Origin of the sequence: Avibacterium paragallinarum, assembly GCF_900450705.1 — a bacterium.
Taxonomy (GTDB): domain Bacteria; phylum Pseudomonadota; class Gammaproteobacteria; order Enterobacterales; family Pasteurellaceae; genus Avibacterium; species Avibacterium paragallinarum.
Genome location: NZ_UGHK01000001.1, coordinates 411,137 through 434,016 on the forward strand (window position 1 = coordinate 411,137; position 22,880 = coordinate 434,016).

A 22,880-nucleotide genomic window follows, 5' to 3' on the forward strand; every position below is an offset into this window, starting at 1 on the left:
GTCAATATGAATATATTATCTCAAGCAATTGCATATTTTAATAATGGTGATTACCAGAAGGCATTGGAGTTATTTACACAAGTATCTAAAATATATAGTAGAACTATTGTTGAATATCATATAAAGAAATGTAAAGAAAAACTTAATATAGGTTTTACTAAGGAAGATATTACTGCTGAAGCAAATATTGGAAACTCTAAGAACAAAAATGGTGAGTTAGATATTGCCACCAAAATATTACTATCTAATATGGGTGAACTGAAATTAGAGCAAGGAGAAAAAAAATATTATTACAGAAGTGGCAAAACCTAACATCAAGAAAGTCTGAAAACGCTCAAGTTAAAAAAGTTCATCCTATCCCTGCGGACTTCCCTAAAGATCTTAAGTTATTTCCACTTCCTGAAGGACCAAATGATTTTAAGTGGAATAAGAAAAGAAAAGATAGTCAGAAAAGAGAATATATAGCTCAAGAAGCAGTGGGATTATCTGTTGTTATTCCGACCTTTAATAGACGAAATATACTTTCTATTACTCTAGCTTGCCTTGTAAATCAGAAAACTAATTATCCATTTGAGGTGATTGTTGCTGACGATGGAAGTCCTGAAGAATTGAATGATATTATTAGAAAATATGAGTCAATGTTAGATATTAAATATGTTCGTCAAAAAGATTATGGATATCAGCTATGTGCAGTCAGAAATCTTGGATTAAGAACAGCAAAGTATGAGTTTGTATCTATATTAGATTGTGATATGGCTCCAAATCCTAAGTGGGTACAATCATATGTAGAATGTTTATTGGAGGATGATGATGTAGCTTTGATTGGACCAAGAAAGTATGTTGACACTCATGAATTTACAGATGAACAATTCCTAAAATCTCCAGAACTCATCAATAATTTGCCTGAGATCAGAACAAATAATAATGTTGCAGGCAAAGATGAGGGTACAATTTCTGTCGATTGGCGTTTAGAGCATTTCAAGAAAACTGATGATTTAAGATTATGTGATTCTCCATTCAGATTTTTTAGTGGTGGAAATGTAGCTTTCTCAAATAAATGGTTGAAAAAAGCGGGATGGTTTGATGAAGAATTTACTCACTGGGGCGGAGAGGATAATGAGTTTGGGTATCGATTATTTCGCGAAGGTTGTTTTTTCCGTTCTATAGATGGGGGAATGGCATATCATCAAGAGCCACTTGGTAAAGAGAATGAAACAGATAGAGCAGCGGGTAAGCAAATAACAATTAATATTGTTAAAGAAAAAGTTCCTTATCATTACCGAAAAATATTAAGTATCGATGAGACAAAGATTTTTAGAGTTCCATTAGTTAGTATTTATATTCCAGCGTATAATTGTGAAAAATATATCCAAAGATGTGTAGATAGTGCATTGAATCAAACTATTACGGATTTGCAGGTATGCATTTGCGATGATGGTTCGACAGATAATACATTATCTTTAGTTAAACATCTTTATGGTGATAATCCTAGGGTTAAAATAATTTCTCGACAAAATGGCGGTATAGCAGCAGCTTCTAATACAGCACTTTCAATTGTTGATGGATATTATATTGGTCAATTGGATTCAGATGATTATTTAGAACCTGATGCAGTAGAGTTGTGCTTGAGAGAGTTTTTACGAGATAAATCTTTAGCTTGTGTATATACTACTAATCGTAACGTTAATCCAGATGGAAGTCTTATTGAAAATGGTTATAATTGGCCAGAATTTTCGAGAGAGAAGCTAAGTACAGCAATGATAGTTCATCATTTCAGAATATTCACAATACGAGCATGGAAGTTAACTTCTGGATTTGATGAAAAAATAGAAAATTCAATTGATTATGATATTTACTTAAAATTAAGTGAGGTAGGTAACTTTAAGCATATTAATAAAATAAGCTATAATCGTGTTCTGTATGGTAATAATACTTCTATAAAGAAATTAGATTTACAAAAGAAAAATCATTTTATTGCTGTAAATAGCTCATTAAGAAGACAAGGTATTCATTCGTATTCTTATGATCCTCAGGATGATGATAAGTCAAGTAGAAAATATCAGTTTACTAAAACAGGAGAAGTTGATAATCTTAAAATTTCCGTAGGAGATGGAGGTATTGCGTTTAGTATAATATATCCAAATGAGCCAGTGGGTATTGAAAAGAAAATTGAGAATACATTATATTATAATCCCCAAACATCAGTTATAGTTATTTGTATTAATAACAATTATTTTACGCCAACTCTTGTGGATAACATAAATAAATTGGCTGATGGACATGGTATAAAAATTCTACTCAATCCCGAGATCTATGATACAGAAATAAAGTATAAACAATGTGAATTACATTTAAGTAATTTTAATAAGCTAAAAAATTTAGAGGTAACTCCTGAATATATTGTCTTGGATACTTTTGATAGTATGTATGTATTACCTGAATCAATTAATCATATGAAAAAGTATGATGTAGGGGTGAATTTAGGCAAAATTAGTGGTTATTGGGCATCCAATATTTTAGCACATAAAAGTTTACAAGAAATTTGCTTATCTAATCTAGGTGTTTCATTAGAGAATTTACATGTTAAAGGAATGATGCATGGAATGTTTATGCGTTATGATATAGCTAAAGAAGTTTTTACCTTTATTGCTAAAATATCTGAGAGATGTAAGCTTAATGAGGATGAAGTAATTTATCCAACAGATGAAGTTTGGTTTAATTTAGCAATATTATGTGTTGAGAAAGATATGGGAGCAACATTACAGAAAACAGTGGCATTAACTTATTTGCCTTGGGATAGGAAGCTATGCTGGAGTCAACAGCAGATTTTAGATGCTCAAGGTAAAATTGGAATACCTAAAAATAAATTTCTAATTTGTAGTATTGATTGGGAGGTATAGATGAAAATATTTATTTCTAAAGGAAGAACTAATTTTTTTTCTTTTTCATATATAAATGGAAGAGAATTTTTTACTCATAAATTAACTCTTCCAGAAAAGATAACTTTTGTATCGGATGATGAACTGCTCAGAATCGCATTATTGGCATTACCAATGGAAGATAAAGTTATTGAAATAATAGGTATTGAGCCAAGTCAAGTTATTGTTAATAGCTTATCTAAGATTTTAAATATAGAAATATTATGCGAAAATTATTCTCATAATGATAATCAGTCTGACCTATACTTTATAAGTGATGATACTCCTATTTATCTAGGTTTTTCTGGTGGGTTTGATTCGTTAGCTGCGAAGAATATTTTACCTAATTGCATTTGTGTATCTCTGAGATTTGGTGAATATTTTGAAAGAGAATCAAAATTCTTTGCAAATTTGGATACTATCATTTTTGAATGGGATATAAGGACAGAAAGATTAAATTTAATAAAAAGGTTTAATGAGTCTCGACACTGGCGATTTATGTTAGCTCCACTTTCCCTGTTAAAGGGGAATGCCGACAATATAGTAATTGCTACAGGAACTATTATGGAAGCAGCACCATACTGGATGCATAATAGACATTCAGAATTAAAAACTTATAACCATTTTGTTTTGGAAAGGGCGTATCTTTAATTAAGGGGCTGTAGTAGATTAGCCCTAAATTTCACACCATTTTCGCAATATTTTTAACTGCTCTTTTGGTGTCCCAAAGTTAAACCGAAATTCACATTCCTTCAAGAATAAAGGAAAGTTTTTTCGGTTAATTCCATTATATTTTCGCAGTATCCGCTTCGCCTGATTCCAAAAATTTTCAATGCCATTAATATGATTTTGTTTCACCGCAAATAGCTCGGAATGATTGATTCGTTCGTGGTGAAATTCACTCACATCAAGTGCATCATAACTGCGATAAGTGTCCGTATAAACCCAGCTATCAGGCTTGATTTTTCTTTTAATAACAGGGAGTAATGTTTCACTCTTGGTGTTTTCAACCACAACAGTAAATACCTTTCCTTGTCGTTTTAGTAACCCAAAAACAGCAACTTTTCCAGCCGCTCCTCGTCCTCGTCCTCGTTTTCCCTTTCGATGACCACCAAAATAGCTTTCGTCTAGTTCAATTTCCCCCTCAAAAATCTCGTTAACTTCAAGGGATAAATGATAGCCAATCACAAGCCTGATTTTATGGTAGAACAAAGCGGCTGTATTCGGTTGAATATCTAGCAAATTTGCTGCTGTTCTTGCAGTAACTTCTGCGACAAAAAACTCAAGCAGTTTTTTCTGTATGGATTGCTTTAATTTACAATATGTTATCTTCATTTTTGTAGTATAGCATTGTTGCTAATCTACTACAGCCCCTTATTTATTATCAAAATACCAATTATTCAATATATCTAGTTTTTCATAGTCATGTTCATCATATTCCTGAATATCAAATTTTTTTATATTATCAATTATTTTTTTCTATAAACAGCATCAATGTGCATAAGATTATTTACATTAACTTTTTCAAAAAAACTTAAATCTAGATTTTTGACACTATTGGGTATTCCTTCTGCATAATTATGCTCAACCCAATCTAACCCAAACTTCCAACAAAAATACAAAGAAATCATATCTTCACCAAAGGACAAACCAAATTTTGTTTTTTTAGGATGAGGTATTATTTTATTAAATGTATCATTTTCATTCACAGCCGCCATTAGACATTGCTTCCTATACCTTTTAAAAGAATTTTCATGGCTTAAAGATTTAAGACTATTTTGAGTAAAGTCATTATCATACTGTCTCATTACAATTTTTGTCGTTCCATATTCTGTTAATCCACATACTGGATTAATTAAGGGGCTGTAGTAGATTAGCAACAATGCTATACTACAAAAATGAAGATAACATATTGTAAATTAAAGAAATCCATACAGAAAAAACTACTTGAGTTTTTTGTCGCAGAAGTTACTGCAAGAACAGCAGCAAATTTGCTAGATATTCAACCGAATACAGCCGCTTTGTTCTACCATAAAATCAGGCTTGTGATTGGCTATCATTTATCCCTTGAAGTTAACGAGATTTTTGAGGGGGAAATTGAACTAGACGAAAGCTATTTTGGTGGTCATCGAAAGGGAAAACGAGGACGAGGACGAGGAGCGGCTGGAAAAGTTGCTGTTTTTGGGTTACTAAAACGACAAGGAAAGGTATTTACTGTTGTGGTTGAAAACACCAAGAGTGAAACATTACTCCCTGTTATTAAAAGAAAAATCAAGCCTGATAGCTGGGTTTATACGGACACTTATCGCAGTTATGATGCACTTGATGTGAGTGAATTTCACCACGAACGAATCAATCATTCCGAGCTATTTGCGGTGAAACAAAATCATATTAATGGCATTGAAAATTTTTGGAATCAGGCGAAGCGGATACTGCGAAAATATAATGGAATTAACCGAAAAAACTTTCCTTTATTCTTGAAGGAATGTGAATTTCGGTTTAACTTTGGGACACCAAAAGAGCAGTTAAAAATATTGCGAAAATGGTGTGAAATTTAGGGCTAATCTACTACAGCCCCAAAATTAAAATAAGAAAAGTGCGGTCACAAAATAGAGATGTTTTTAAGAGAAAATTCAAATAAAAAAGCCACTAAAATCAGTGGCTTAATTGTAAAAATTGAAATTTAAATATCCAAGTTCGCTCGTAAGGCATTAGATTCAATAAATTCGCGGCGGGGTTCAACTTCATCGCCCATTAGGGTGGTGAAGAGCTGATCTGCTGCTACCGCATCTTTGATAGTAACTTGTAGCATTGTGCGGGTTTCGGGATCCATTGTGGTTTCCCAAAGTTGTTCTGGGTTCATTTCTCCCAATCCTTTATAACGCTGAACCATCAAGCCTCGGCGAGATTCTTTTACTAGCCACTCTACCGCTTGTTCAAAGGAATATACAGGGTGCTGACGCTCACCGCGAGAAACATAGGCATCAGCCTCTAACAGCCCGTTGAGTTGCGAACCCAGGTTCACAATGCGTGCATACTCATTGCCATTAACGAACTGGAAGCCTAGAACATAGTCTGTATCCACGCCATGGGTACGCACGGTTAGCACCACTTCGTGCAAATGGCGTTCGCTGTTGAAATGCAATTTATAGCTGTAATGATTACCGCTGCTTTCTTTTTCTATTAAGGTTTCCACCAAAGATTTCGCCCAAGATTGCACCGCACTTTCATTTTGCATTAATTCAACCGTTAATTCTGGCTGATAAATTAAGGTTTTCAGCAAGGCTTCTGGGTAATGGCGAGATAAACGCCCGATCATTTTTTGCACGCCGTTATATTCAGCCACCAATTTTTCCAATGCAACACCTCTCATTGGTGGCGCATCTTTTGTGGTGTAAAGTGCAGCGCCGTCCAAAGCCAAGTTAAGCTCATATTGCACCATTGCTTCATCGTCTTTGATGTATTCTTCGTGTTTACCTTTTTTCACTTTATAAAGCGGTGGTTGCGCAATATAAATATGTCCACGTTCAATCAGCTCTGGCATTTGACGATAAAAGAAGGTGAGCAATAAAGTGCTGATGTGTGCACCGTCCACGTCCGCATCGGTCATAATGATAATGCTATGATAACGCAATTTATCAGGGTTATATTCGTCGCGTCCAATACCACAACCCAACGCAGTGATTAATGTTCCCACTTCTTGCGAAGACAGCATTTTGTCAAAACGGGCTTTTTCGACGTTTAGAATTTTCCCTTTTAATGGCAAAATGGCTTGGTTTTTACGGTTACGCCCTTGTTTTGCTGATCCGCCCGCAGAATCCCCCTCCACAAGGTAAAGTTCGGATAAAGCGGGATCGCGTTCTTGACAATCGGCTAATTTACCTGGAAGCCCCGCAATATCTAACGCCCCTTTACGGCGTGTCATTTCACGGGCTTTGCGTGCCGCTTCACGAGCACGTGCAGCATCAATGATTTTGCTCGCAATCATTTTGGCGTCATTTGGATTTTCTTCCAAATATTCTTGCAGACGCTCATTCATCGCTGATTCCACCGCCCCTTTCACTTCGGAGGACACCAATTTATCTTTGGTTTGTGAAGAGAATTTCGGGTCTGGCACTTTCACCGAGATAATAGCAACTAAGCCTTCGCGTGCGTCATCGCCAGAGGTTTCTACTTTGTCATTTTTGCCTTTTTTATTCAGCCCTGATTTTTCCATATAAGCATTAAGCGTACGCGTTAATGCCGCACGAAAGCCCGCTAAGTGCGTGCCGCCGTCGCGTTGTGGAATATTATTGGTAAAACAATGAATATTTTCTGACTGATAACCCTCATTCCACTGTAATGCCACTTCAACGCCAATATCATCTTTTTCGGTGGAAAAATAGAAAGGCTTTTGATGAATCGGATTTTTGTTTTTATTGAGATACTCCACAAACGCTTGAATCCCACCCTCATAATGGAAATGATCTTGCTTGTCATCGCGTTCATCAATTAAACGAATGGATACCCCTGAATTTAAGAATGAGAGTTCACGCAGGCGTTTCGCCAAAATGTCATATTCAAATTCGGTGTTAGTAAAAATACTTGGACTTGGCCAAAAACGCACTGTCGTTCCCGTTTGGCTGGTTTCGCCAATCACGGTAAGCGGTGCTTGGGGATCGCCTAAACTGTAAAATTGTTCGTGAACGTGGCCTTGACGGCGGATAGTGAGCTGTAATTTATCGGATAAGGCATTCACCACTGATACGCCCACGCCGTGCAAACCGCCTGATACTTTATAAGAGTTATCATCAAATTTTCCGCCTGCGTGTAACACGGTCATAATCACTTCGGCGGCAGAAACGCCCTCTTCAGGGTGAATATCGACAGGAATCCCACGTCCATCATCTTGCACAGACACGGAATTATCCGAATGAATGGTTACAATAATGTCCGAGCAGTAGCCTGCCAAGGCTTCATCAATGGCATTATCCACCACTTCAAAAACCATATGATGTAACCCCGTTCCATCATCGGTATCACCAATATACATTCCGGGACGCTTCCGCACGGCATCAAGCCCCTTTAGGACTTTAATACTACTTGCACCATAATTTTCTGGGACATTATTCGACATAACAATTCTCTGTTTTTCTTGATAAAAATTTGGGCGGATTATAGCAAATTTTTGGGCTTTTGGCTAATTTAGCGAAAATTGATGCGAAATGGGAATGAGGAAAAATCAAGTAAAAAAAGCACCGCACTTTTAAATGATGTGCGGTGTAAGGCGGAAGCATTTTCCGCCTTTTGCCTGTTAGGCATCGATCAAACGATAAAGTGCGGTGTCTTTGCGGTCTAAATAATGCACCGATTGAATACGGCGAATGGTGCGTGAACGGCCGCGAATGAGCAAGGTTTCTGTGGTAGCAAGATTGCCACGGCGGTGAATACCTTTAAGTAAATCGCCATTAGTGATTCCTGTGGCGGAGAAAACAAGATTGTCATCACGCACTAAATCTTCTAATTTCAGCACTTGGTTCACTTCAATACCCATTTCTTGGCAACGGCGAATTTCATCAGCGGCAATAGATTGATTTTCTGGCGAGCTGCCTTTAACTTGATGACGTGGAATTAAACGTGCCTGCATTTCGCCCCCTAAAGCACGAATGGCTGCGGCTGCGACTACCCCTTCAGGTGCACCACCAATGCCATAGAGCATATCTGCACCACCATCAGGCAAACAACATAAAATTGACGCGGCCACATCGCCATCGGGAATGGCTAAGACTTTCACGCCTAGCTGCTGCATTTTTTTGATCACTTCCGCGTGGCGCGGCTTATCTAAGGTGATCACCGTTAATTGAGAAAGCAATTTACCCATTTTTGATGCCACACGGCGCAAGTTTTGTTCCAGTGGTAAGTTTAGGTCGATCATTCCTTTGGCTTCAGGACCAACCACCAATTTTTCCATATACATATCAGGCGCACGTAAAAAAGTATCTTTTCCGCCCGCGGCGAGTACAGAAAGTGCGTTGGGCTGGCCCATTGCGGTCATTCTTGTTCCCTCAATGGGATCAACAGCGATGGACACCTCTTCCCCTTGCCCTGTGCCGATTTTTTCGCCGACATAGAGCATAGGGGCTTCATCAATTTCCCCCTCGCCAATCACCACTTCCCCCCGCATTTCAATTTGATTTAACATCAATCTCATCACTTGCACTGCTGCGTCATCGGCAGCATTTTTATCTCCACGCCCCAGCCAAGCAAAACCAGCAAGTGCTGCGGCTTCTGTTACTCGAGAAAATTCAATGGCTAATGCTCTATTCATTTTTTAACCCTTTCTTTGTTTATTAAAAATCGGCATATTTTACCACTCTCAGCAAACGATTGCGTTAGGAAAGTGTAAAATTTTTTTGCGAAATAGATAAACTCAGGTAGAATAAGTATACGTTTTACCTTAACCAACCATTTTTTAAAGGAATCCATTATGTCTTTAGAAATTTTAGACCAGCTCGAAGAAAAAATTAAACAAGCGGTTGAAACTATTGAATTACTTCAATTAGAAGTTGAAGAATTGAAAGAGAAAAACAATCAATCACAGCAAGAGAATGATTCATTACGCAAAGAAAATGATCAACTGAAAAGTGAACACCATAATTGGCAAGAGCGTTTGCGTTCATTGTTGGGTCGCATTGATAATGTTTAATATTCATAATAAAAATAAAGGCTTAGGTGAAGATCTAAGCCTTATTTTTTAGGAGCGAAAATGCAAAAACACCTTTGTTTAATCACGGGTAGCACCCTTGGTGGGGCGGAATATGTGGCAGAGCATTTACAAGAGGTGCTAAAAACGCAAGAAATTAGCACCGCACTTTTACACGGCCCGAGTTGGGCTGAAGTGGAAAATGAACCCGCTTGGCTAATAGTTACCTCCACCCACGGAGCGGGTGAGCTGCCTGAAAATCTACAACCTTTATTTGCGGAAATTCAATCGCAAAATTTGGATCTTTCAGATCGCCGTTTCGCTGTGGTAGGTCTAGGAAATTCTGATTATGATCTCTTTTGCAATGCAGTGAATATTATATCAAAGATCTTAATGGAAAAAGGAGCAAAACCCATTTGTGATCCACTAAAAATTGATGTGCTTGAAGTGGACGATCAAGAGCAATATGCAGAAGATTGGATCCCGACTTTTTTACAACATTTCTAGCTATTCCATCTTGGGATCTGATGGTTTTTGCCTTTCATATCCCTTTTTATTTATTTTCTATTTTTTTATCATTCTGTGGATAAGTAAAGAAAAACTTGTCTAATTTCTGTGTTTTCCCTGTAAACAAAAATAATCTCAAGGCTTCCTGTGGATAACTTGGCTTATTATGCACAGGAAATACCACCATTTAGCCCTGAGATCTAAACAGCTTGGAAAAGGATCTAAGTAATTTATTTTTAAGGCGATTTTTGTCTTACCCACAAGGATCGCTGATCCTTATAATAACAATAATAAGATCTTTATATATAAAAAGAGATCTTATTTTAATAAGGCAAGGATCTTTTTTGCGATCTTTCTCCACCTTTATTTAGCTCCCATTAAATTTTCCCAAGATCTGCAATCTCTGATTTCAGGCTTGATCAATTTAATGTAGAATACGCGGTTACTTTTATAAAAATCAAAATTATGGTTGTTAAAGTTCAAAATAAAATAACGCAAGATCGCATAATAGACATTTGAAATTTAACGGCAAATCAGGCAATAAGGTTATTATGTTTTATACAGAAAGTTATGATGTGATTGTCATTGGTGGCGGCCACGCGGGAACAGAAGCCGCTCTTGCACCAGCTCGAATGGGGCTAAAAACATTATTACTCACGCACAATGTGGATACATTAGGGCAAATGTCTTGCAACCCAGCTATTGGTGGCATTGGTAAAGGGCATTTAGTTAAAGAAATTGATGCTATGGGTGGTTTAATGGCGACCGCGGCGGATCAAGCTGGGATTCAATTTCGTACCTTAAATAGCAGTAAAGGCCCAGCTGTACGTGCTACTCGTGCACAAGCGGATCGCGTATTATATCGCCAAGCGGTAAGGATCGCCCTTGAAAATCAGCCGAATCTAGATATTTTTCAGCAAGAAGTTACCGATATTTTACTTGAACAAGATCGCGTAACGGGTGTGGAAACCAAAATGGGCTTAAAATTCCGTGCAAAATCGGTGATCCTCACCGCAGGCACATTTTTATCGGGCAAGATCCATATTGGTATGGAAAATTATGCAGGTGGTCGAGCAGGCGATCCTGCTTCAGTAAGCTTAGCTCAACGATTAAGAGATCTTAATTTACGCGTAGATCGTTTAAAAACAGGTACTCCACCGCGTATTGATGCGCGTACGATCAATTTTGACGTGTTAGCAAAACAGCATGGCGATGAAAAACTCCCAGTATTTTCGTTTATGGGTTCGGTGGATCAGCACCCTCGTCAGATCCCTTGTTATATTACTCATACCAACGAACAAACTCACGAATTGATCCGCAATAATTTGGATCGTAGCCCGATGTATGCAGGCGTGATCGAAGGGATCGGTCCTCGCTACTGCCCTTCCATTGAAGATAAAGTGATGCGTTTTGCTGAGCGAAATTCCCACCAAATCTATCTTGAGCCAGAGGGATTAACGTCAAATGAAATTTATCCAAATGGGATCTCAACCAGCTTGCCTTTTGATGTGCAAGTTGGCATTGTGCATTCAATGAAAGGAATGGAAAACGCACGTATTATCAAACCGGGCTATGCCATTGAGTACGATTATTTTGATCCCCGTGATTTAAAACCGACCCTCGAAACCAAAGCCATTAAAGGCTTATTCTTTGCGGGGCAAATTAACGGTACAACGGGCTATGAAGAAGCCGCCGCACAAGGATTACTGGCAGGTATTAACGCGGGGCTTTTTGTACAAGAAAAAGACAGCTGGTATCCACACCGCGATCAAGCTTATATTGGCGTGTTGGTGGATGATCTTTGTACCTTGGGCACCAAAGAGCCTTATCGCGTGTTCACTTCCCGTGCGGAATACCGTTTATTATTGCGTGAAGATAATGCAGATAGTCGCTTAATGCCGATCGCACATCAACTCGGTTTGATTGATGAAAAGCGTTGGGCGCGTTTTAATCAAAAAATGGAAAATATTGAATTAGAACGTCAGCGTTTGCGTAGCATTTGGTTACATCCGCATTCTGAATATTTGGCCGAAGCTAATGAATTGCTGAATAGCCCATTAACCCGTGAGGCAAGTGGCGAAGATTTATTACGCCGTCCAGAGGTTAATTATCAATCTCTGACCCAATTAACTCCCTTTGCTCCAGCGATTGAAGACAAAGAAGCGGCGGAGCAAGTGGAAATTGCGATTAAATATCAAGGCTATATTGAACATCAGCAAGAAGAAATCGCACGCCATAAACGCTATGAAAATACCGCGATTCCAGAAAACTTTGATTACGCTGCGGTGGCAGGGTTGTCAAATGAAGTGCGGTCTAAATTATCGCAACATCGCCCAAGCTCCATCGGGCAAGCGAGCCGAATATCAGGGGTTACGCCAGCGGCAATTTCCATTTTATTGGTCAATTTGAAAAAACAAGGAATGTTAAAGCGTGGTGAATAATGGCTAACATTGAACAACTCAATAGCAAATTAAATTTGCTGCTAGAAAACACCGCACTTTCTGTGAGCGATCAGCAAAAAGATCAGCTCGTTAAGCTTGTGGCGTTGTTGGATAAATGGAATAAGGCTTACAATCTCACTTCTGTGCGTGATCCGCAAGAAATGCTAGTGAAACATATTATGGATAGTCTTGTAGTGAGTCCTTATTTACAAGGGCAAAATTTTATTGATGTGGGAACAGGCCCTGGGCTACCAGGGCTGCCATTAGCCATTATTAATCCTGATAAAAAATTCGTGTTATTAGATAGCCTTGGCAAAAGGATCAGCTTTATTCGTAACGCAGTGCGAGAGCTTGGCTTAACCAATGTTGTTCCAGTATTAAGCCGAGTTGAAGATTATCAGCCTGAAGAGTTATTTGATGGCGTATTAAGCCGTGCTTTTGCTTCTCTGCGAGATATGACCGATTGGTGCGAACATCTCGTTGCGGAAAAGGGATTATTTTACGCGTTAAAAGGACAGTATCATCAGGAAGAAGTGTCGCAACTTGCGGAACATTTTGTGATAAAAAATGTGATCCAGTTAACAGTTCCTGAATTATCAGCAGAAAGACATTTAATTTTGTTATGTAAAGGTTAAAATCTTTTTGAGAATTTAACAAATTTATAATAAAATGAATATGTTCTAGGGCTTTTTATAAGTTGAATACTCGTAAAACTTGCGTATAATAAATTCACTCTTTTAAGTTAATTTTAGATTGATTTTTAAACAATGTGACAAATGTCAGCAATCATTAAACAAACAAAAAAACAATATCTGATTGCGTTGAGTATAGAATTACTCGTTATGCTTGTCATATTTTTGTTTTTATGGGCATTGCAACAAAGTGCGGTGTCATTTTTACTCGGTTTTTTAGCCAGTTTTGTGCCATATGTCTTGTTTGTGTGGGTGATGTTCTTTTTTCAGCAAAAGAAGAATAATCCACTAACGCGATTTTATCGTGGAGGAGCAATAAAATTTGTATGTACGATCATTTTTATTGTCGTGGCATTTAAAATAGTGATGGCAATGAGCTATATGGTTTTTTTTACAGGTTATTTTTTCGCATTATTATTAAATAACTTGTTGCCATTTATGGTAAGTAAATATTGTAGAATTTAGTTTATATTTCAAGGGATTAACTATGTCTGACCTTACAACTGCTGGGTATATACAACACCATTTGGAGTTCCTCAAAACGGGCGATTCTTTTTGGCACGTTCATTTAGATACCCTTTTCTTTTCGGCGATTTCAGCCATCATATTCCTATTTATTTTTTATAAAGTCGGCAAAAAAGCCACTACAGGTGTGCCTGGAAAATTACAATGTTTTGTTGAAATGGTAGTGGAATGGGTTGATGGCGTGGTAAAAGAAAATTTCCACGGTCCACGCAATGTGATCGCCCCTTTAGGCTTAACTATTTTCTGCTGGGTGTTCATTATGAATGCCATCGATTTAATCCCTGTGGATTTCTTACCACAAGTGGCAAATCTATTCGGCGTTCATTATTTAAGAGCGGTTCCAACGGCAGATATTAGTGCAACCTTTGGTATGGCTATTTGTGTCTTCTTCCTAATTATTTTCTATACCATCAAATCTAAAGGATTGAGTGGTTTTGTTAAAGAATATACGCTTCACCCTTTCAATCACTGGGCTTTCATTCCAGTCAACTTAATTCTTGAATCTGTAACCTTGCTTGCTAAACCTATTTCATTAGGTTTCCGTTTGTTCGGGAATATGTACGCAGGTGAGCTTATCTTTATTTTGATTGCGGTAATGTATAGTGCCAATATGGCGATTGCTTCACTCGGCATTCCATTACATCTTGCGTGGGCGATTTTCCATATTTTGGTTATCACCTTACAAGCGTTTATCTTTATGATGCTAACCATTGTTTATTTAAGTATCGCTTACAACAAAGCGGAACATTAAAAACAGATTATTTAACGATTTTTATTAACTAACCCAGCCAATTAGGCTGACTTTCTTAAATCTAACGGAGAAAACTATGGAAACTGTAATTACAGCTACGATTATTGGTGCATCAATCCTACTTGCTTTCGCAGCATTAGGTACAGCAATTGGCTTTGCGATTTTAGGCGGCAAATTCTTAGAATCTTCTGCGCGTCAACCTGAATTAGCAAGTAGCTTACAAACTAAAATGTTTATCGTTGCTGGTCTTTTAGATGCTATCGCAATGATTGCAGTAGGTATTTCGTTACTTTTCATTTTCGCAAACCCATTCATCGGATTATTACAATAATTGTCAGCGTTGTTTGCACAACCAAGCTTTACCCTAAACGGGTAACATTGATGACATTATTGAGGAGGGCGTTGTGAACTTAAATGCAACATTAATTGGTCAGCTTATTGCATTCGCACTATTTGTGTGGTTTTGTATGAAATATGTTTGGCCACCAATTATTAAAGCAATTGAAGAGCGTCAAAGCTCAATTGCTAATGCTTTAGCTGCAGCAGAAGTCGCACGAAAAGAGCAAGCTGAAACCAAAACATTGGTGGAGCAAGAAATTAATCAAGCGAAACTTCAAGCACAAGAAATTGTGGATTTAGCGAATAAACGTCGCAACGAAATCCTAGAAGAAGTGAAAGCTGAAGCGGAAGCATTAAAAGCAAGAATTATTGAACAAGGCCACGCTGAGATTGAAACAGAGCGTAAACGTGTTCAAGAAGAATTACGAGCGAAAGTAGCCTCTTTAGCGGTTGCAGGTGCTGAGAAAATTGTGGGTCGCACGGTTGATGAAGCGGCAAACAATGACATTATTGAAAAATTAGTTGCAGAACTATAAGAAGGTTGGGCTTATGTCAGAATTAACTACCATAGCTCGCCCTTATGCAAAAGCAGCATTTGATTTTGCTATCGAGCAACAAGCACAAAACAAAAGTGCGGTGGAAAAATGGGCAGAAATGCTAAATTTTGCTTCTCAAGTTGTTGAAAATAAAGAGATGCAAGATTTCCTAACAGGTGATTTATCTGCTAGTAAAGTTGCTGATACGGTGATTTCAATTTGTGGCGACCAACTTGATCAATATGGGCAAAATTTGATTCGGTTAATGGATGAAAATAAGCGTTTAACTGTACTTCCAGCGGTATTTGCACTGTTCCAACATTATGTGAGTGAACACCAAGCGATTGCAGATGTGGAAGTCATCTCAGCTCAACCATTAAGTGCAGAGCAACAAGCTAAAATTGCAGCCGCAATGGAAAAGAAACTTGCTCGTAAAGTTAAATTAAATTGCAGCGTAGATAATGCACTGATTGCTGGTGTTATTATTCGTACAGATGATTTTGTCATTGACGGAAGTAGCCGTGGGCAACTGGCTCGTCTTGCAAATGAGTTGCAATTATAAGAGGAATAAAAGATGCAACTAAATTCGACTGAAATTAGTGAATTAATTAAAAAACGCATTGCCGAATTTAACGTGGTGAGCGAACCACGCAACACAGGAACCATTGTTTCTGTGAGCGATGGGGTTATTCGTATCCACGGTTTAAGCGATGTAATGCAAGGGGAAATGATTGCATTACCCGACAATCGTTATGCAATGGCACTTAACCTAGAGCGTGATTCGGTAGGTGCAGTTGTAATGGGGCCTTATACTGATCTTTCTGAAGGTATGGAAGTTCAATGTACAGGACGTATTCTTGAAGTGCCAGTAGGCCGTGGTTTATTAGGCCGTGTGGTGAATACGCTTGGTCAGCCAGTTGATGGTAAAGGCGAAATTGAAAACGATGGTTATGCGCCCGTTGAAGTTATCGCTCCAGGGGTTATCGATCGTAAATCTGTTGATCAGCCTGTTCAAACTGGTTATAAAGCCGTGGACTCAATGGTGCCAATCGGTCGTGGTCAGCGTGAGTTAATTATCGGTGACCGTCAAACAGGTAAAACCGCATTAGCTATCGATGCCATCATTAACCAAAAAGATTCTGGCATTAAATGTATCTATGTAGCGATCGGTCAAAAAGCATCAACCATTGCTAACGTAGTGCGTAAATTAGAAGAACACGGTGCATTACAAAATACCATCGTGGTTGTGGCATCTGCATCAGAATCTGCTGCGTTACAATATTTAGCGCCTTATGCAGGCTGTACAATGGGTGAATATTTCCGTGATCGCGGTGAAGATGCGCTTATAGTTTATGATGATTTATCTAAACAAGCAGTTGCTTATCGTCAAATTTCATTATTATTACGCCGTCCACCAGGTCGTGAAGCTTTCCCTGGTGATGTATTCTATTTACACTCTCGTTTACTTGAGCGTGCTTCTCGTGTTAATGCAGAATATGTTGAACGTTTCACACAAGGTAAAGTAACAGGTAAAACAGGTTCTTTAACTGCGTTACCAATTATTGAAACCCAAGCAGGTGACGTATCGGCTTTCGTACCAACCAACGTAATTTCCATTACCGATGGTCAGATTTTCTTAGAATCTAACCTATTTAACTCAGGTATTCGTCCTGCGGTAAACCCAGGTATTTCGGTATCTCGTGTGGGTGGTGCAGCACAAACTAAAGTCATCAAAAAATTAGCGGGTGGTATTCGTACCGCACTTGCGCAATATCGTGAATTAGCAGCATTCGCACAATTTGCTTCAGATCTTGATGATGCAACACGCAAACAACTTTCTCACGGTCAGAAAGTAACAGAATTATTGAAACAAAAACAATATTCTCCATTAAGTGTTGCACAGCAAGCATTAGTATTATTTGCCGTTGAATTTGGTTATTTAGAAGATGTTGAATTAGATCGTATCGCTTCTTTTGAATCTGCCCTTTTAGAATATGCAGCACATAACTATGCTGATTTTATGGACGGATTAACCAAAACTGGCGATTACAATGATGAAATCAAAGTAACATTACAATCGATTTTAGACAATTTCAAAGCAAACAGTGCTTGGTAATTCACATTAACGGAGAACATCAATGGCAGGTGCAAAAGAGATAAGAACCAAAATTTCCAGTGTTCAAAGTACGCAAAAAATTACTAAGGCAATGGAAATGGTTGCAGCATCGAAAATGCGTAAAACGCAGGATCGAATGTCATCTTCACGCCCGTATGCTCAAGCCATACGTCGAGTGATTAGCCACGTGTCAAAAGCCAGTATTGGTTACAAACATCCGTTTTTAGTGGAACGAGAAGTGAAAAAAGTAGGTATCCTACTTGTTTCAACAGATCGTGGATTATGTGGCGGTTTAAATATCAACTTATTTAAGACCGCACTTCAAGAAATCAAAGGTTGGAAAGAAAAACAAGTGGAAGTTTCACTGGGTTTAATTGGTGCGAAAGGCATTAGTTTTTTCCAATCCCTTGGCTTGAACATCGAAACACAAAATTCAGGAATGGGTGATACGCCTTCTGTTGAAGAATTAATCGGTACGGCAAATCAAATGTTTGATGCTTATCGAGAAGGCAAATTAGATGCGATCTACATTGCTTACAATAAGTTTATCAACACAATGTCGCAAAAACCTACGCTGGAAAAACTCGTTCCATTACCTGAATTAGACAATGATGATTTAGGTGAAAGTACGCAATCTTGGGATTATCTCTATGAACCTGAGCCAAAAGTGTTGTTAGATAGCTTATTGGTTCGTTACTTAGAATCTCAAGTGTATCAAGCGGTAGTTGAAAATTTGGCTTCTGAGCAAGCGGCACGAATGGTGGCGATGAAAGCGGCAACTGATAATGCAGGAAACTTAATTAAAGACTTGCAATTAGTTTACAACAAAGCTCGCCAAACAAGTATTACAAATGAATTAAATGAAATTGTTGCTGGTGCAGCGGCAATTTAAGTAAAGAGGATCGATAATGGCAACTGGAAAAATTGTACAAATCATCGGTGCGGTTATTGACGTTGAATTTCCACAAGATGCAGTACCAAAAGTATATGATGCCTTAAACGTTGAAACAGGCTTAGTGCTTGAAGTTCAACAACAATTAGGCGGTGGAATCGTACGTTGTATCGCAATGGGTTCATCAGATGGTTTGAAACGTGGTTTATCCGTGTCTAACACTGGCAAACCAATTTCCGTTCCAGTGGGAACAAAAACCCTAGGACGTATTATGAACGTACTGGGTGAACCAATTGACGAACAAGGCCCAATTGGTGCAGAAGAAACTTGGTCAATTCACCGACCAGCACCAAGCTATGAAGATCAAGCAAACAGCACAGAATTGCTTGAAACAGGGATTAAAGTTATCGACTTAATCTGCCCATTTGCAAAAGGGGGTAAAGTTGGTTTATTCGGTGGTGCGGGTGTAGGTAAAACCGTAAATATGATGGAATTAATCCGTAATATTGCGATCGAACACTCAGGTTACTCTGTATTTGCTGGTGTTGGTGAACGTACCCGTGAAGGTAACGACTTCTACCACGAAATGACAGAATCTAACGTATTAGACAAAGTATCCCTTGTTTACGGACAAATGAATGAGCCACCAGGTAACCGTCTGCGTGTTGCATTAACAGGCTTAACAATGGCTGAAAAATTCCGTGATGAAGGGCGTGATATATTATTCTTCGTAGATAATATTTATCGTTACACCCTAGCAGGGACAGAAGTATCTGCATTATTAGGTCGTATGCCATCTGCGGTAGGTTACCAACCAACCCTTGCAGAAGAAATGGGGGCATTACAAGAGCGTATCACCTCCACCAAAACAGGTTCTATCACCTCCGTACAAGCGGTTTATGTACCAGCCGATGACTTAACTGACCCATCGCCAGCAACCACCTTTGCACACTTAGATTCAACGGTAGTATTAAGCCGTCAAATTGCGTCATTGGGTATCTATCCAGCGGTTGATCCATTGGATTCTACCTCACGTCAATTAGACCCATTAGTGGTTGGTCAAGAGCATTATGATGTAGCACGTGGCGTACAAGGTATCTTACAACGCTATAAAGAATTGAAAGACATCATCGCCATTCTTGGTATGGATGAGCTTTCTGAAGAAGATAAACTTGTGGTAGCGCGTGCGCGTAAAATCGAACGTTTCTTATCACAACCTTTCTTCGTTGCAGAAGTGTTCACAGGCTCACCGGGTAAATATGTCTCATTAAAAGATACAATTCGTGGTTTCAAAGGTATTTTAGACGGTGAATATGACCATATCCCAGAACAAGCGTTCTATATGGTTGGTTCTATTGATGAAGTGCTAGAAAAAGCCAAAAAAATGTAGTCACTTCAAGACTGATTAAACACTTGAAGGAGAAACACAATGGCAACATTAAATTTAACGGTTGTAAGTGCAGAAGAAAGCATTTTTACGGGTCAAGTAAAAAGCATTCAAGCCACAGGTATTGAAGGGGAACTTGGTATCTTACCGGGGCATACTCCATTATTAACGGCAATCAAACCGGGTATCGTCAAACTCACCTTAGAAAATGGGAGCGAAGAAGTTATCTACGTTTCGGGTGGCTTTTTAGAAGTTCAACCGAATGTCGTTACCGTGCTTGCTGATGTGGCAATTCGAGGAAAAGAGTTAGACGGAGATCGCATTTTAGAAGCCAAACGTCGTGCAGAACAGAACATTGTTTCTAACGCAAAAGACGCAAATTATGAAATGCTCGCCGCGAAACTTTCCAAAGAATTAGCCAAACTTCGTGCTTATGAACTGACAGAAAAATTAGTGAAGACTAAGCGATAATATGTTAAGCTCATTAATCCGCTTTATTAATGAGCTTTTATTTTTTATCTAGCAGATTTTTTTTTATAAAATCTTGATTTTCTATATGAAGTTATATGATGAGTAATCAATCAATCAATCAATCAATCAATCAATCATACCTATAGAAATATTTAGTCATTTAAATTCTAAAATATGTGATATTCGCTTAATAGGCGGAATGACAAATAGTAATTACCTATTATATACCGAAGATAATCAAAAATACGTTTTACGTTTACCTAATCAAATTAATTCGCTTCTAATTAATAGAAAATATGAACAGTGTAATGCTAAATTAGCTTCTGATATTAATATTAATATTAATATTAATATTAATGTTGAAACAATTTATTTTAATAAAATAACAGGCGTAAAATTAACTAAGTATATTGATGATGGTATGACATTAAGTAAAGATAGTTTTAAAGATCAAGTCATATTATCTATGGTGATTCGTACTATTCATAATCTACACAACTCTCAAATTAGATTTAATAATGATTTTAATGTATTTTCAGAATTTGATTATTATCTATCATTATTAAAAAATAAGAATTATCTATTAAAATATAAAACTGATATTTTTAAGATTATTGATTTTTTATTTTATATTAAAGAATACTACCAATTCTTTTCTCGAAAATGCGTTCCTTGCCATAATGATTTAGTTCCCGAAAATTTTATTTTAAGAAAAAATGATCTATTTATTATTGACTGGGAGTATTCAGGAATGAATAACCCAACATTTGATCTTTCATCTCTGTTTACTGAAGGTAATTTTGATATCTATCAAAAAGAATTTTGTTTAGAAAAATATTTTGGTAAAAAGATATTTTTAGAAAATAAAGAGCATATTTTTCTAGATATCAAAGTTTATTCTTTTCTTCAAGATTTATTATGGTTTTTATGGACGGTTATAAAAGAAGAAAATAATGAGGATTTTGGCGATTATGCTAAAGATAGGTTAGATAGAGCAGTTAGAACAAAAAGTGGACTGAATATATAAATGATAAATTTAGGTTATTTTTATGGCGTTATCTCAGCTATGTTTTGGGCAATTTCAGGGATATCTTATGAAATTCTTTCTAATAATACTGAAAATAAAGCCATATATATTATTCTTTTCTTTTTGTTTTTTTCTGATTTTATATCTTTAATTTTTTTAATAAAATTTATCCTAAAGACTAAAAATTTTTTATCATTAAAGAATTATAGAAAAGGTATATTCTTTGGTGGGCTTGCTGGGGTTTTTGGTGGAACTATAGGAATGTTTAGCTATTTAATGGCTATTGATCTACTTGGTGTTAATTATGCAGTTCCACTGTCATCAACATTTCCTTTATTCGCCGGTATAATAGCTTATTTTTTCTTAAAGAAAAAATCCAATTTATTGGGTTTATCGGGTTTTTTATTACTATTTTTTCTTCAGTAATATTATTTATTAGTAAAGGTATTAATCAATTTAACTTGATTGGATTAGTTTTTATATTTTTTTGTATTCTTGGATGGGCTCTAGAAGTTGTTTTATCTTCTTATGCAATGAAATTTACTTCAGAATATATTACCTATTTTTCTAGGTTATGCTTTTCTTGCTTAGGATATATAATCTTATTATTTTTTATTTTGAAAGTTGATATTACTAATATTATTAATTTTATTGATTATCAAAAAATAGGTTGCTTTTTTATTATTGTATTATCTACATTTTTATCTTATTTACTTTATTATAAGGCTATTTATCTTCTGGGAACAATAAAAGCAATGTCCATTAATATTACATATTCTATATGGACAGTATTATTTTCTTATTTTCTGTTTGATATAGAAATCAGTAGAAAGTTAATATTTTGTTGTATAGGGATTTTATTCGGAACAGGACTAACATTATATGTTAAAAAAGAATAGTTGTATGAATGCAATAATTTTGGCTGCTGGTTTAGGTAGTCGGTTTAAAGAAATGACAAAACTTAAACATAAATCTCTATTTGAGATCAATGGGGTTCCTAATATAGAAAGAACTATAAAGTATTTACAAGAGGCGGAGATTAAGGATATTTATATTGTAGTTGGGTATTTAAAAGAACAATTTTATTATCTTAAAGAAAAATATGGTTGTCATCTGATTCACAATAATAAATATAAAGAATACAATAATGTTTATTCATTTTATTTAGCAAGTGAGTATTTTTCTAATAGTTATGTTATTGATGCTGATGTGGTGTTATTTAGAAATATATTTTTAGAAAGTCTAACTAATAGTACTTATTTTACTATCCTGAGAAATAAATCAGATGATCTTGAGTGGAATCCTATATTAGATAAAGCAGTTGTTAAAGATATTATTGTTTCTAATAAACATATACCTAGCTTATTAGGTATTTCTTTTTGGAAAGAAAGTGATGCGAAAGTTATTTTATCTACATTAAAGGAATATATTAATGAAAATATTTTTATTGATCCAAGGTTATATTGGGATAATATACCTATGAAACTGTTGGATAAACTGAATGTTAGTGTTAAAGAAATTTCTATTTATGATGGATATGAGATAGATAAATTAGAGGATTTTAATTTTTTATTAAATAATATATTGAGAGTATGA

25 protein-coding genes are annotated in these 22,880 nt (G+C 36.7%); 21 read left to right on the top strand and 4 right to left on the bottom strand.

All coding sequences use genetic code 11. The features are described from left to right. The first annotated feature begins 6 nt into the window (after window positions 1-6). From DXZ23_RS15775 to DXZ23_RS02240, 3 genes are all read left to right on the top strand, one after another. A complete protein-coding gene (locus DXZ23_RS15775) occupies window positions 7-312 on the top strand; it encodes a hypothetical protein (RefSeq protein ID WP_243398589.1) in 306 nt (101 codons plus the stop codon). Between the two features lie 164 nt (window positions 313-476). Then, window positions 477-2,900, top strand: coding sequence for a glycosyltransferase (locus DXZ23_RS02235; protein ID WP_021723646.1), 2,424 nt, complete (start codon window positions 477-479; stop codon window positions 2,898-2,900). Then, complete coding sequence (locus tag DXZ23_RS02240; RefSeq protein WP_017806738.1) at window positions 2,901-3,569, top strand: hypothetical protein; 669 nt, start codon at window positions 2,901-2,903, stop codon at window positions 3,567-3,569. A gap of 24 nt (window positions 3,570-3,593) precedes the next feature. Here DXZ23_RS02240 and DXZ23_RS02245 read toward each other — a convergent pair whose 3' ends face one another. Both DXZ23_RS02245 and DXZ23_RS02250 read right to left on the bottom strand, forming a co-directional pair. After that, window positions 3,594-4,253 (bottom strand): IS1595 family transposase, encoded by a 660-nt coding sequence (locus DXZ23_RS02245; RefSeq protein ID WP_017805094.1) that lies wholly within the window; start codon window positions 4,251-4,253, stop codon window positions 3,594-3,596. A gap of 134 nt (window positions 4,254-4,387) precedes the next feature. Beyond that, window positions 4,388-4,636 (bottom strand): hypothetical protein, encoded by a 249-nt coding sequence (locus tag DXZ23_RS02250; RefSeq protein ID WP_035695569.1) that lies wholly within the window; start codon window positions 4,634-4,636, stop codon window positions 4,388-4,390. 180 nt (window positions 4,637-4,816) lie between these two features. On the opposite strand from DXZ23_RS02250, the gene DXZ23_RS02255 reads away from it, so the two are divergent. Then, window positions 4,817-5,476 (top strand): IS1595 family transposase, encoded by a 660-nt coding sequence (locus DXZ23_RS02255; RefSeq protein ID WP_021723635.1) that lies wholly within the window; start codon window positions 4,817-4,819, stop codon window positions 5,474-5,476. Between the two features lie 125 nt (window positions 5,477-5,601). Here the strand turns inward: DXZ23_RS02255 and gyrB are convergent, their stop codons facing one another. Further along, entirely contained in the window at window positions 5,602-8,034 is a 2,433-nt protein-coding gene (gyrB, locus tag DXZ23_RS02260) for a DNA topoisomerase (ATP-hydrolyzing) subunit B (RefSeq protein WP_026138572.1), read from the bottom strand. Between the two features lie 177 nt (window positions 8,035-8,211). Then, window positions 8,212-9,225, bottom strand: a complete 1,014-nt coding sequence (gene glpX, locus DXZ23_RS02265) for a class II fructose-bisphosphatase (protein ID WP_017806734.1) — start codon at window positions 9,223-9,225, stop codon at window positions 8,212-8,214. A 159-nt stretch (window positions 9,226-9,384) separates the two neighbouring features. On the opposite strand from glpX, the gene DXZ23_RS02270 reads away from it, so the two are divergent. The 17 genes from DXZ23_RS02270 (at window position 9,385) to DXZ23_RS02350 (ending at window position 22,880) form a co-directional block, all read left to right on the top strand. Further along, window positions 9,385-9,603 carry a cell division protein ZapB gene (locus tag DXZ23_RS02270; protein ID WP_017806733.1) on the top strand — a complete coding sequence of 73 codons (219 nt, stop codon included), beginning with the start codon at window positions 9,385-9,387 and terminating at the stop codon, window positions 9,601-9,603. A 60-nt stretch (window positions 9,604-9,663) separates the two neighbouring features. After that, on the top strand, window positions 9,664-10,107 hold the full coding sequence (mioC, locus tag DXZ23_RS02275; RefSeq protein ID WP_017806732.1) for an FMN-binding protein MioC: 444 nt from the start codon (window positions 9,664-9,666) through the stop codon (window positions 10,105-10,107). A gap of 551 nt (window positions 10,108-10,658) precedes the next feature. Next, window positions 10,659-12,548 (top strand): tRNA uridine-5-carboxymethylaminomethyl(34) synthesis enzyme MnmG, encoded by a 1,890-nt coding sequence (gene mnmG, locus DXZ23_RS02280; RefSeq protein ID WP_017806731.1) that lies wholly within the window; start codon window positions 10,659-10,661, stop codon window positions 12,546-12,548. Further along, window positions 12,548-13,183 (top strand): 16S rRNA (guanine(527)-N(7))-methyltransferase RsmG, encoded by a 636-nt coding sequence (gene rsmG / locus DXZ23_RS02285; RefSeq protein ID WP_017806730.1) that lies wholly within the window; start codon window positions 12,548-12,550, stop codon window positions 13,181-13,183. The genes mnmG and rsmG overlap by 1 nt, the downstream gene beginning before the upstream one ends. Before the next feature lie 141 nt (window positions 13,184-13,324). Then, complete coding sequence (locus DXZ23_RS02290; protein ID WP_017806729.1) at window positions 13,325-13,705, top strand: ATP synthase subunit I; 381 nt, start codon at window positions 13,325-13,327, stop codon at window positions 13,703-13,705. 22 nt (window positions 13,706-13,727) lie between these two features. Beyond that, entirely contained in the window at window positions 13,728-14,516 is a 789-nt protein-coding gene (gene atpB, locus DXZ23_RS02295; RefSeq protein ID WP_017806728.1) for a F0F1 ATP synthase subunit A, read from the top strand. Between the two features lie 76 nt (window positions 14,517-14,592). Further along, window positions 14,593-14,847 carry a F0F1 ATP synthase subunit C gene (gene atpE, locus DXZ23_RS02300; RefSeq protein WP_005539567.1) on the top strand — a complete coding sequence of 85 codons (255 nt, stop codon included), beginning with the start codon at window positions 14,593-14,595 and terminating at the stop codon, window positions 14,845-14,847. A gap of 73 nt (window positions 14,848-14,920) precedes the next feature. Next, the gene (gene atpF, locus DXZ23_RS02305) at window positions 14,921-15,391 is read left to right on the top strand and encodes a F0F1 ATP synthase subunit B (RefSeq protein ID WP_017806727.1); all 471 of its coding nucleotides are present in this window, start codon (window positions 14,921-14,923) and stop codon (window positions 15,389-15,391) included. A 13-nt stretch (window positions 15,392-15,404) separates the two neighbouring features. Further along, window positions 15,405-15,953, top strand: coding sequence for a F0F1 ATP synthase subunit delta (gene atpH, locus DXZ23_RS02310; RefSeq protein WP_017806726.1), 549 nt, complete (start codon window positions 15,405-15,407; stop codon window positions 15,951-15,953). Between the two features lie 12 nt (window positions 15,954-15,965). After that, window positions 15,966-17,507, top strand: a complete 1,542-nt coding sequence (gene atpA, locus DXZ23_RS02315) for a F0F1 ATP synthase subunit alpha (protein WP_017806725.1) — start codon at window positions 15,966-15,968, stop codon at window positions 17,505-17,507. A 22-nt stretch (window positions 17,508-17,529) separates the two neighbouring features. After that, entirely contained in the window at window positions 17,530-18,399 is an 870-nt protein-coding gene (gene atpG / locus DXZ23_RS02320) for a F0F1 ATP synthase subunit gamma (RefSeq protein WP_017806724.1), read from the top strand. Window positions 18,400-18,415: 16 nt separating this feature from the next. Further along, on the top strand, window positions 18,416-19,789 hold the full coding sequence (gene atpD / locus DXZ23_RS02325) for a F0F1 ATP synthase subunit beta (protein WP_017806723.1): 1,374 nt from the start codon (window positions 18,416-18,418) through the stop codon (window positions 19,787-19,789). 39 nt (window positions 19,790-19,828) lie between these two features. Continuing rightward, a complete protein-coding gene (locus DXZ23_RS02330) occupies window positions 19,829-20,257 on the top strand; it encodes a F0F1 ATP synthase subunit epsilon (RefSeq protein WP_017806722.1) in 429 nt (142 codons plus the stop codon). A gap of 190 nt (window positions 20,258-20,447) precedes the next feature. Beyond that, window positions 20,448-21,284 carry a phosphotransferase gene (locus tag DXZ23_RS02335; RefSeq protein WP_440582430.1) on the top strand — a complete coding sequence of 279 codons (837 nt, stop codon included), beginning with the start codon at window positions 20,448-20,450 and terminating at the stop codon, window positions 21,282-21,284. Beyond that, complete coding sequence (locus DXZ23_RS02340) at window positions 21,285-21,710, top strand: EamA family transporter (protein WP_051052687.1); 426 nt, start codon at window positions 21,285-21,287, stop codon at window positions 21,708-21,710. A 35-nt stretch (window positions 21,711-21,745) separates the two neighbouring features. After that, the gene (locus DXZ23_RS16100; protein WP_021723649.1) at window positions 21,746-22,183 is read left to right on the top strand and encodes an EamA family transporter; all 438 of its coding nucleotides are present in this window, start codon (window positions 21,746-21,748) and stop codon (window positions 22,181-22,183) included. A 4-nt stretch (window positions 22,184-22,187) separates the two neighbouring features. Next, entirely contained in the window at window positions 22,188-22,880 is a 693-nt protein-coding gene (locus tag DXZ23_RS02350) for an NTP transferase domain-containing protein (protein WP_021723650.1), read from the top strand.

Coding starts and splice junctions, on each gene's coding strand:
- DXZ23_RS15775 (WP_243398589.1), top strand. CDS start 7: ATGAATATATTATCTCAAGCAATTGCATATTTTAATAATGGTGATTAC.
- DXZ23_RS02240 (WP_017806738.1), top strand. CDS start 2,901: ATGAAAATATTTATTTCTAAAGGAAGAACTAATTTTTTTTCTTTTTCA.
- DXZ23_RS02245 (WP_017805094.1), bottom strand. CDS start 4,253: ATGAAGATAACATATTGTAAATTAAAGCAATCCATACAGAAAAAACTG.
- DXZ23_RS02250 (WP_035695569.1), bottom strand. CDS start 4,636: ATGGCGGCTGTGAATGAAAATGATACATTTAATAAAATAATACCTCAT.
- DXZ23_RS02255 (WP_021723635.1), top strand. CDS start 4,817: ATGAAGATAACATATTGTAAATTAAAGAAATCCATACAGAAAAAACTA.
- gyrB (WP_026138572.1), bottom strand. CDS start 8,034: ATGTCGAATAATGTCCCAGAAAATTATGGTGCAAGTAGTATTAAAGTC.
- glpX (WP_017806734.1), bottom strand. CDS start 9,225: ATGAATAGAGCATTAGCCATTGAATTTTCTCGAGTAACAGAAGCCGCA.
- DXZ23_RS02270 (WP_017806733.1), top strand. CDS start 9,385: ATGTCTTTAGAAATTTTAGACCAGCTCGAAGAAAAAATTAAACAAGCG.
- mioC (WP_017806732.1), top strand. CDS start 9,664: ATGCAAAAACACCTTTGTTTAATCACGGGTAGCACCCTTGGTGGGGCG.
- mnmG (WP_017806731.1), top strand. CDS start 10,659: ATGTTTTATACAGAAAGTTATGATGTGATTGTCATTGGTGGCGGCCAC.
- rsmG (WP_017806730.1), top strand. CDS start 12,548: ATGGCTAACATTGAACAACTCAATAGCAAATTAAATTTGCTGCTAGAA.
- DXZ23_RS02290 (WP_017806729.1), top strand. CDS start 13,325: ATGTCAGCAATCATTAAACAAACAAAAAAACAATATCTGATTGCGTTG.
- atpB (WP_017806728.1), top strand. CDS start 13,728: ATGTCTGACCTTACAACTGCTGGGTATATACAACACCATTTGGAGTTC.
- atpE (WP_005539567.1), top strand. CDS start 14,593: ATGGAAACTGTAATTACAGCTACGATTATTGGTGCATCAATCCTACTT.
- atpH (WP_017806726.1), top strand. CDS start 15,405: ATGTCAGAATTAACTACCATAGCTCGCCCTTATGCAAAAGCAGCATTT.
- atpA (WP_017806725.1), top strand. CDS start 15,966: ATGCAACTAAATTCGACTGAAATTAGTGAATTAATTAAAAAACGCATT.
- atpG (WP_017806724.1), top strand. CDS start 17,530: ATGGCAGGTGCAAAAGAGATAAGAACCAAAATTTCCAGTGTTCAAAGT.
- atpD (WP_017806723.1), top strand. CDS start 18,416: ATGGCAACTGGAAAAATTGTACAAATCATCGGTGCGGTTATTGACGTT.
- DXZ23_RS02330 (WP_017806722.1), top strand. CDS start 19,829: ATGGCAACATTAAATTTAACGGTTGTAAGTGCAGAAGAAAGCATTTTT.
- DXZ23_RS02340 (WP_051052687.1), top strand. CDS start 21,285: ATGATAAATTTAGGTTATTTTTATGGCGTTATCTCAGCTATGTTTTGG.
- DXZ23_RS02350 (WP_021723650.1), top strand. CDS start 22,188: ATGAATGCAATAATTTTGGCTGCTGGTTTAGGTAGTCGGTTTAAAGAA.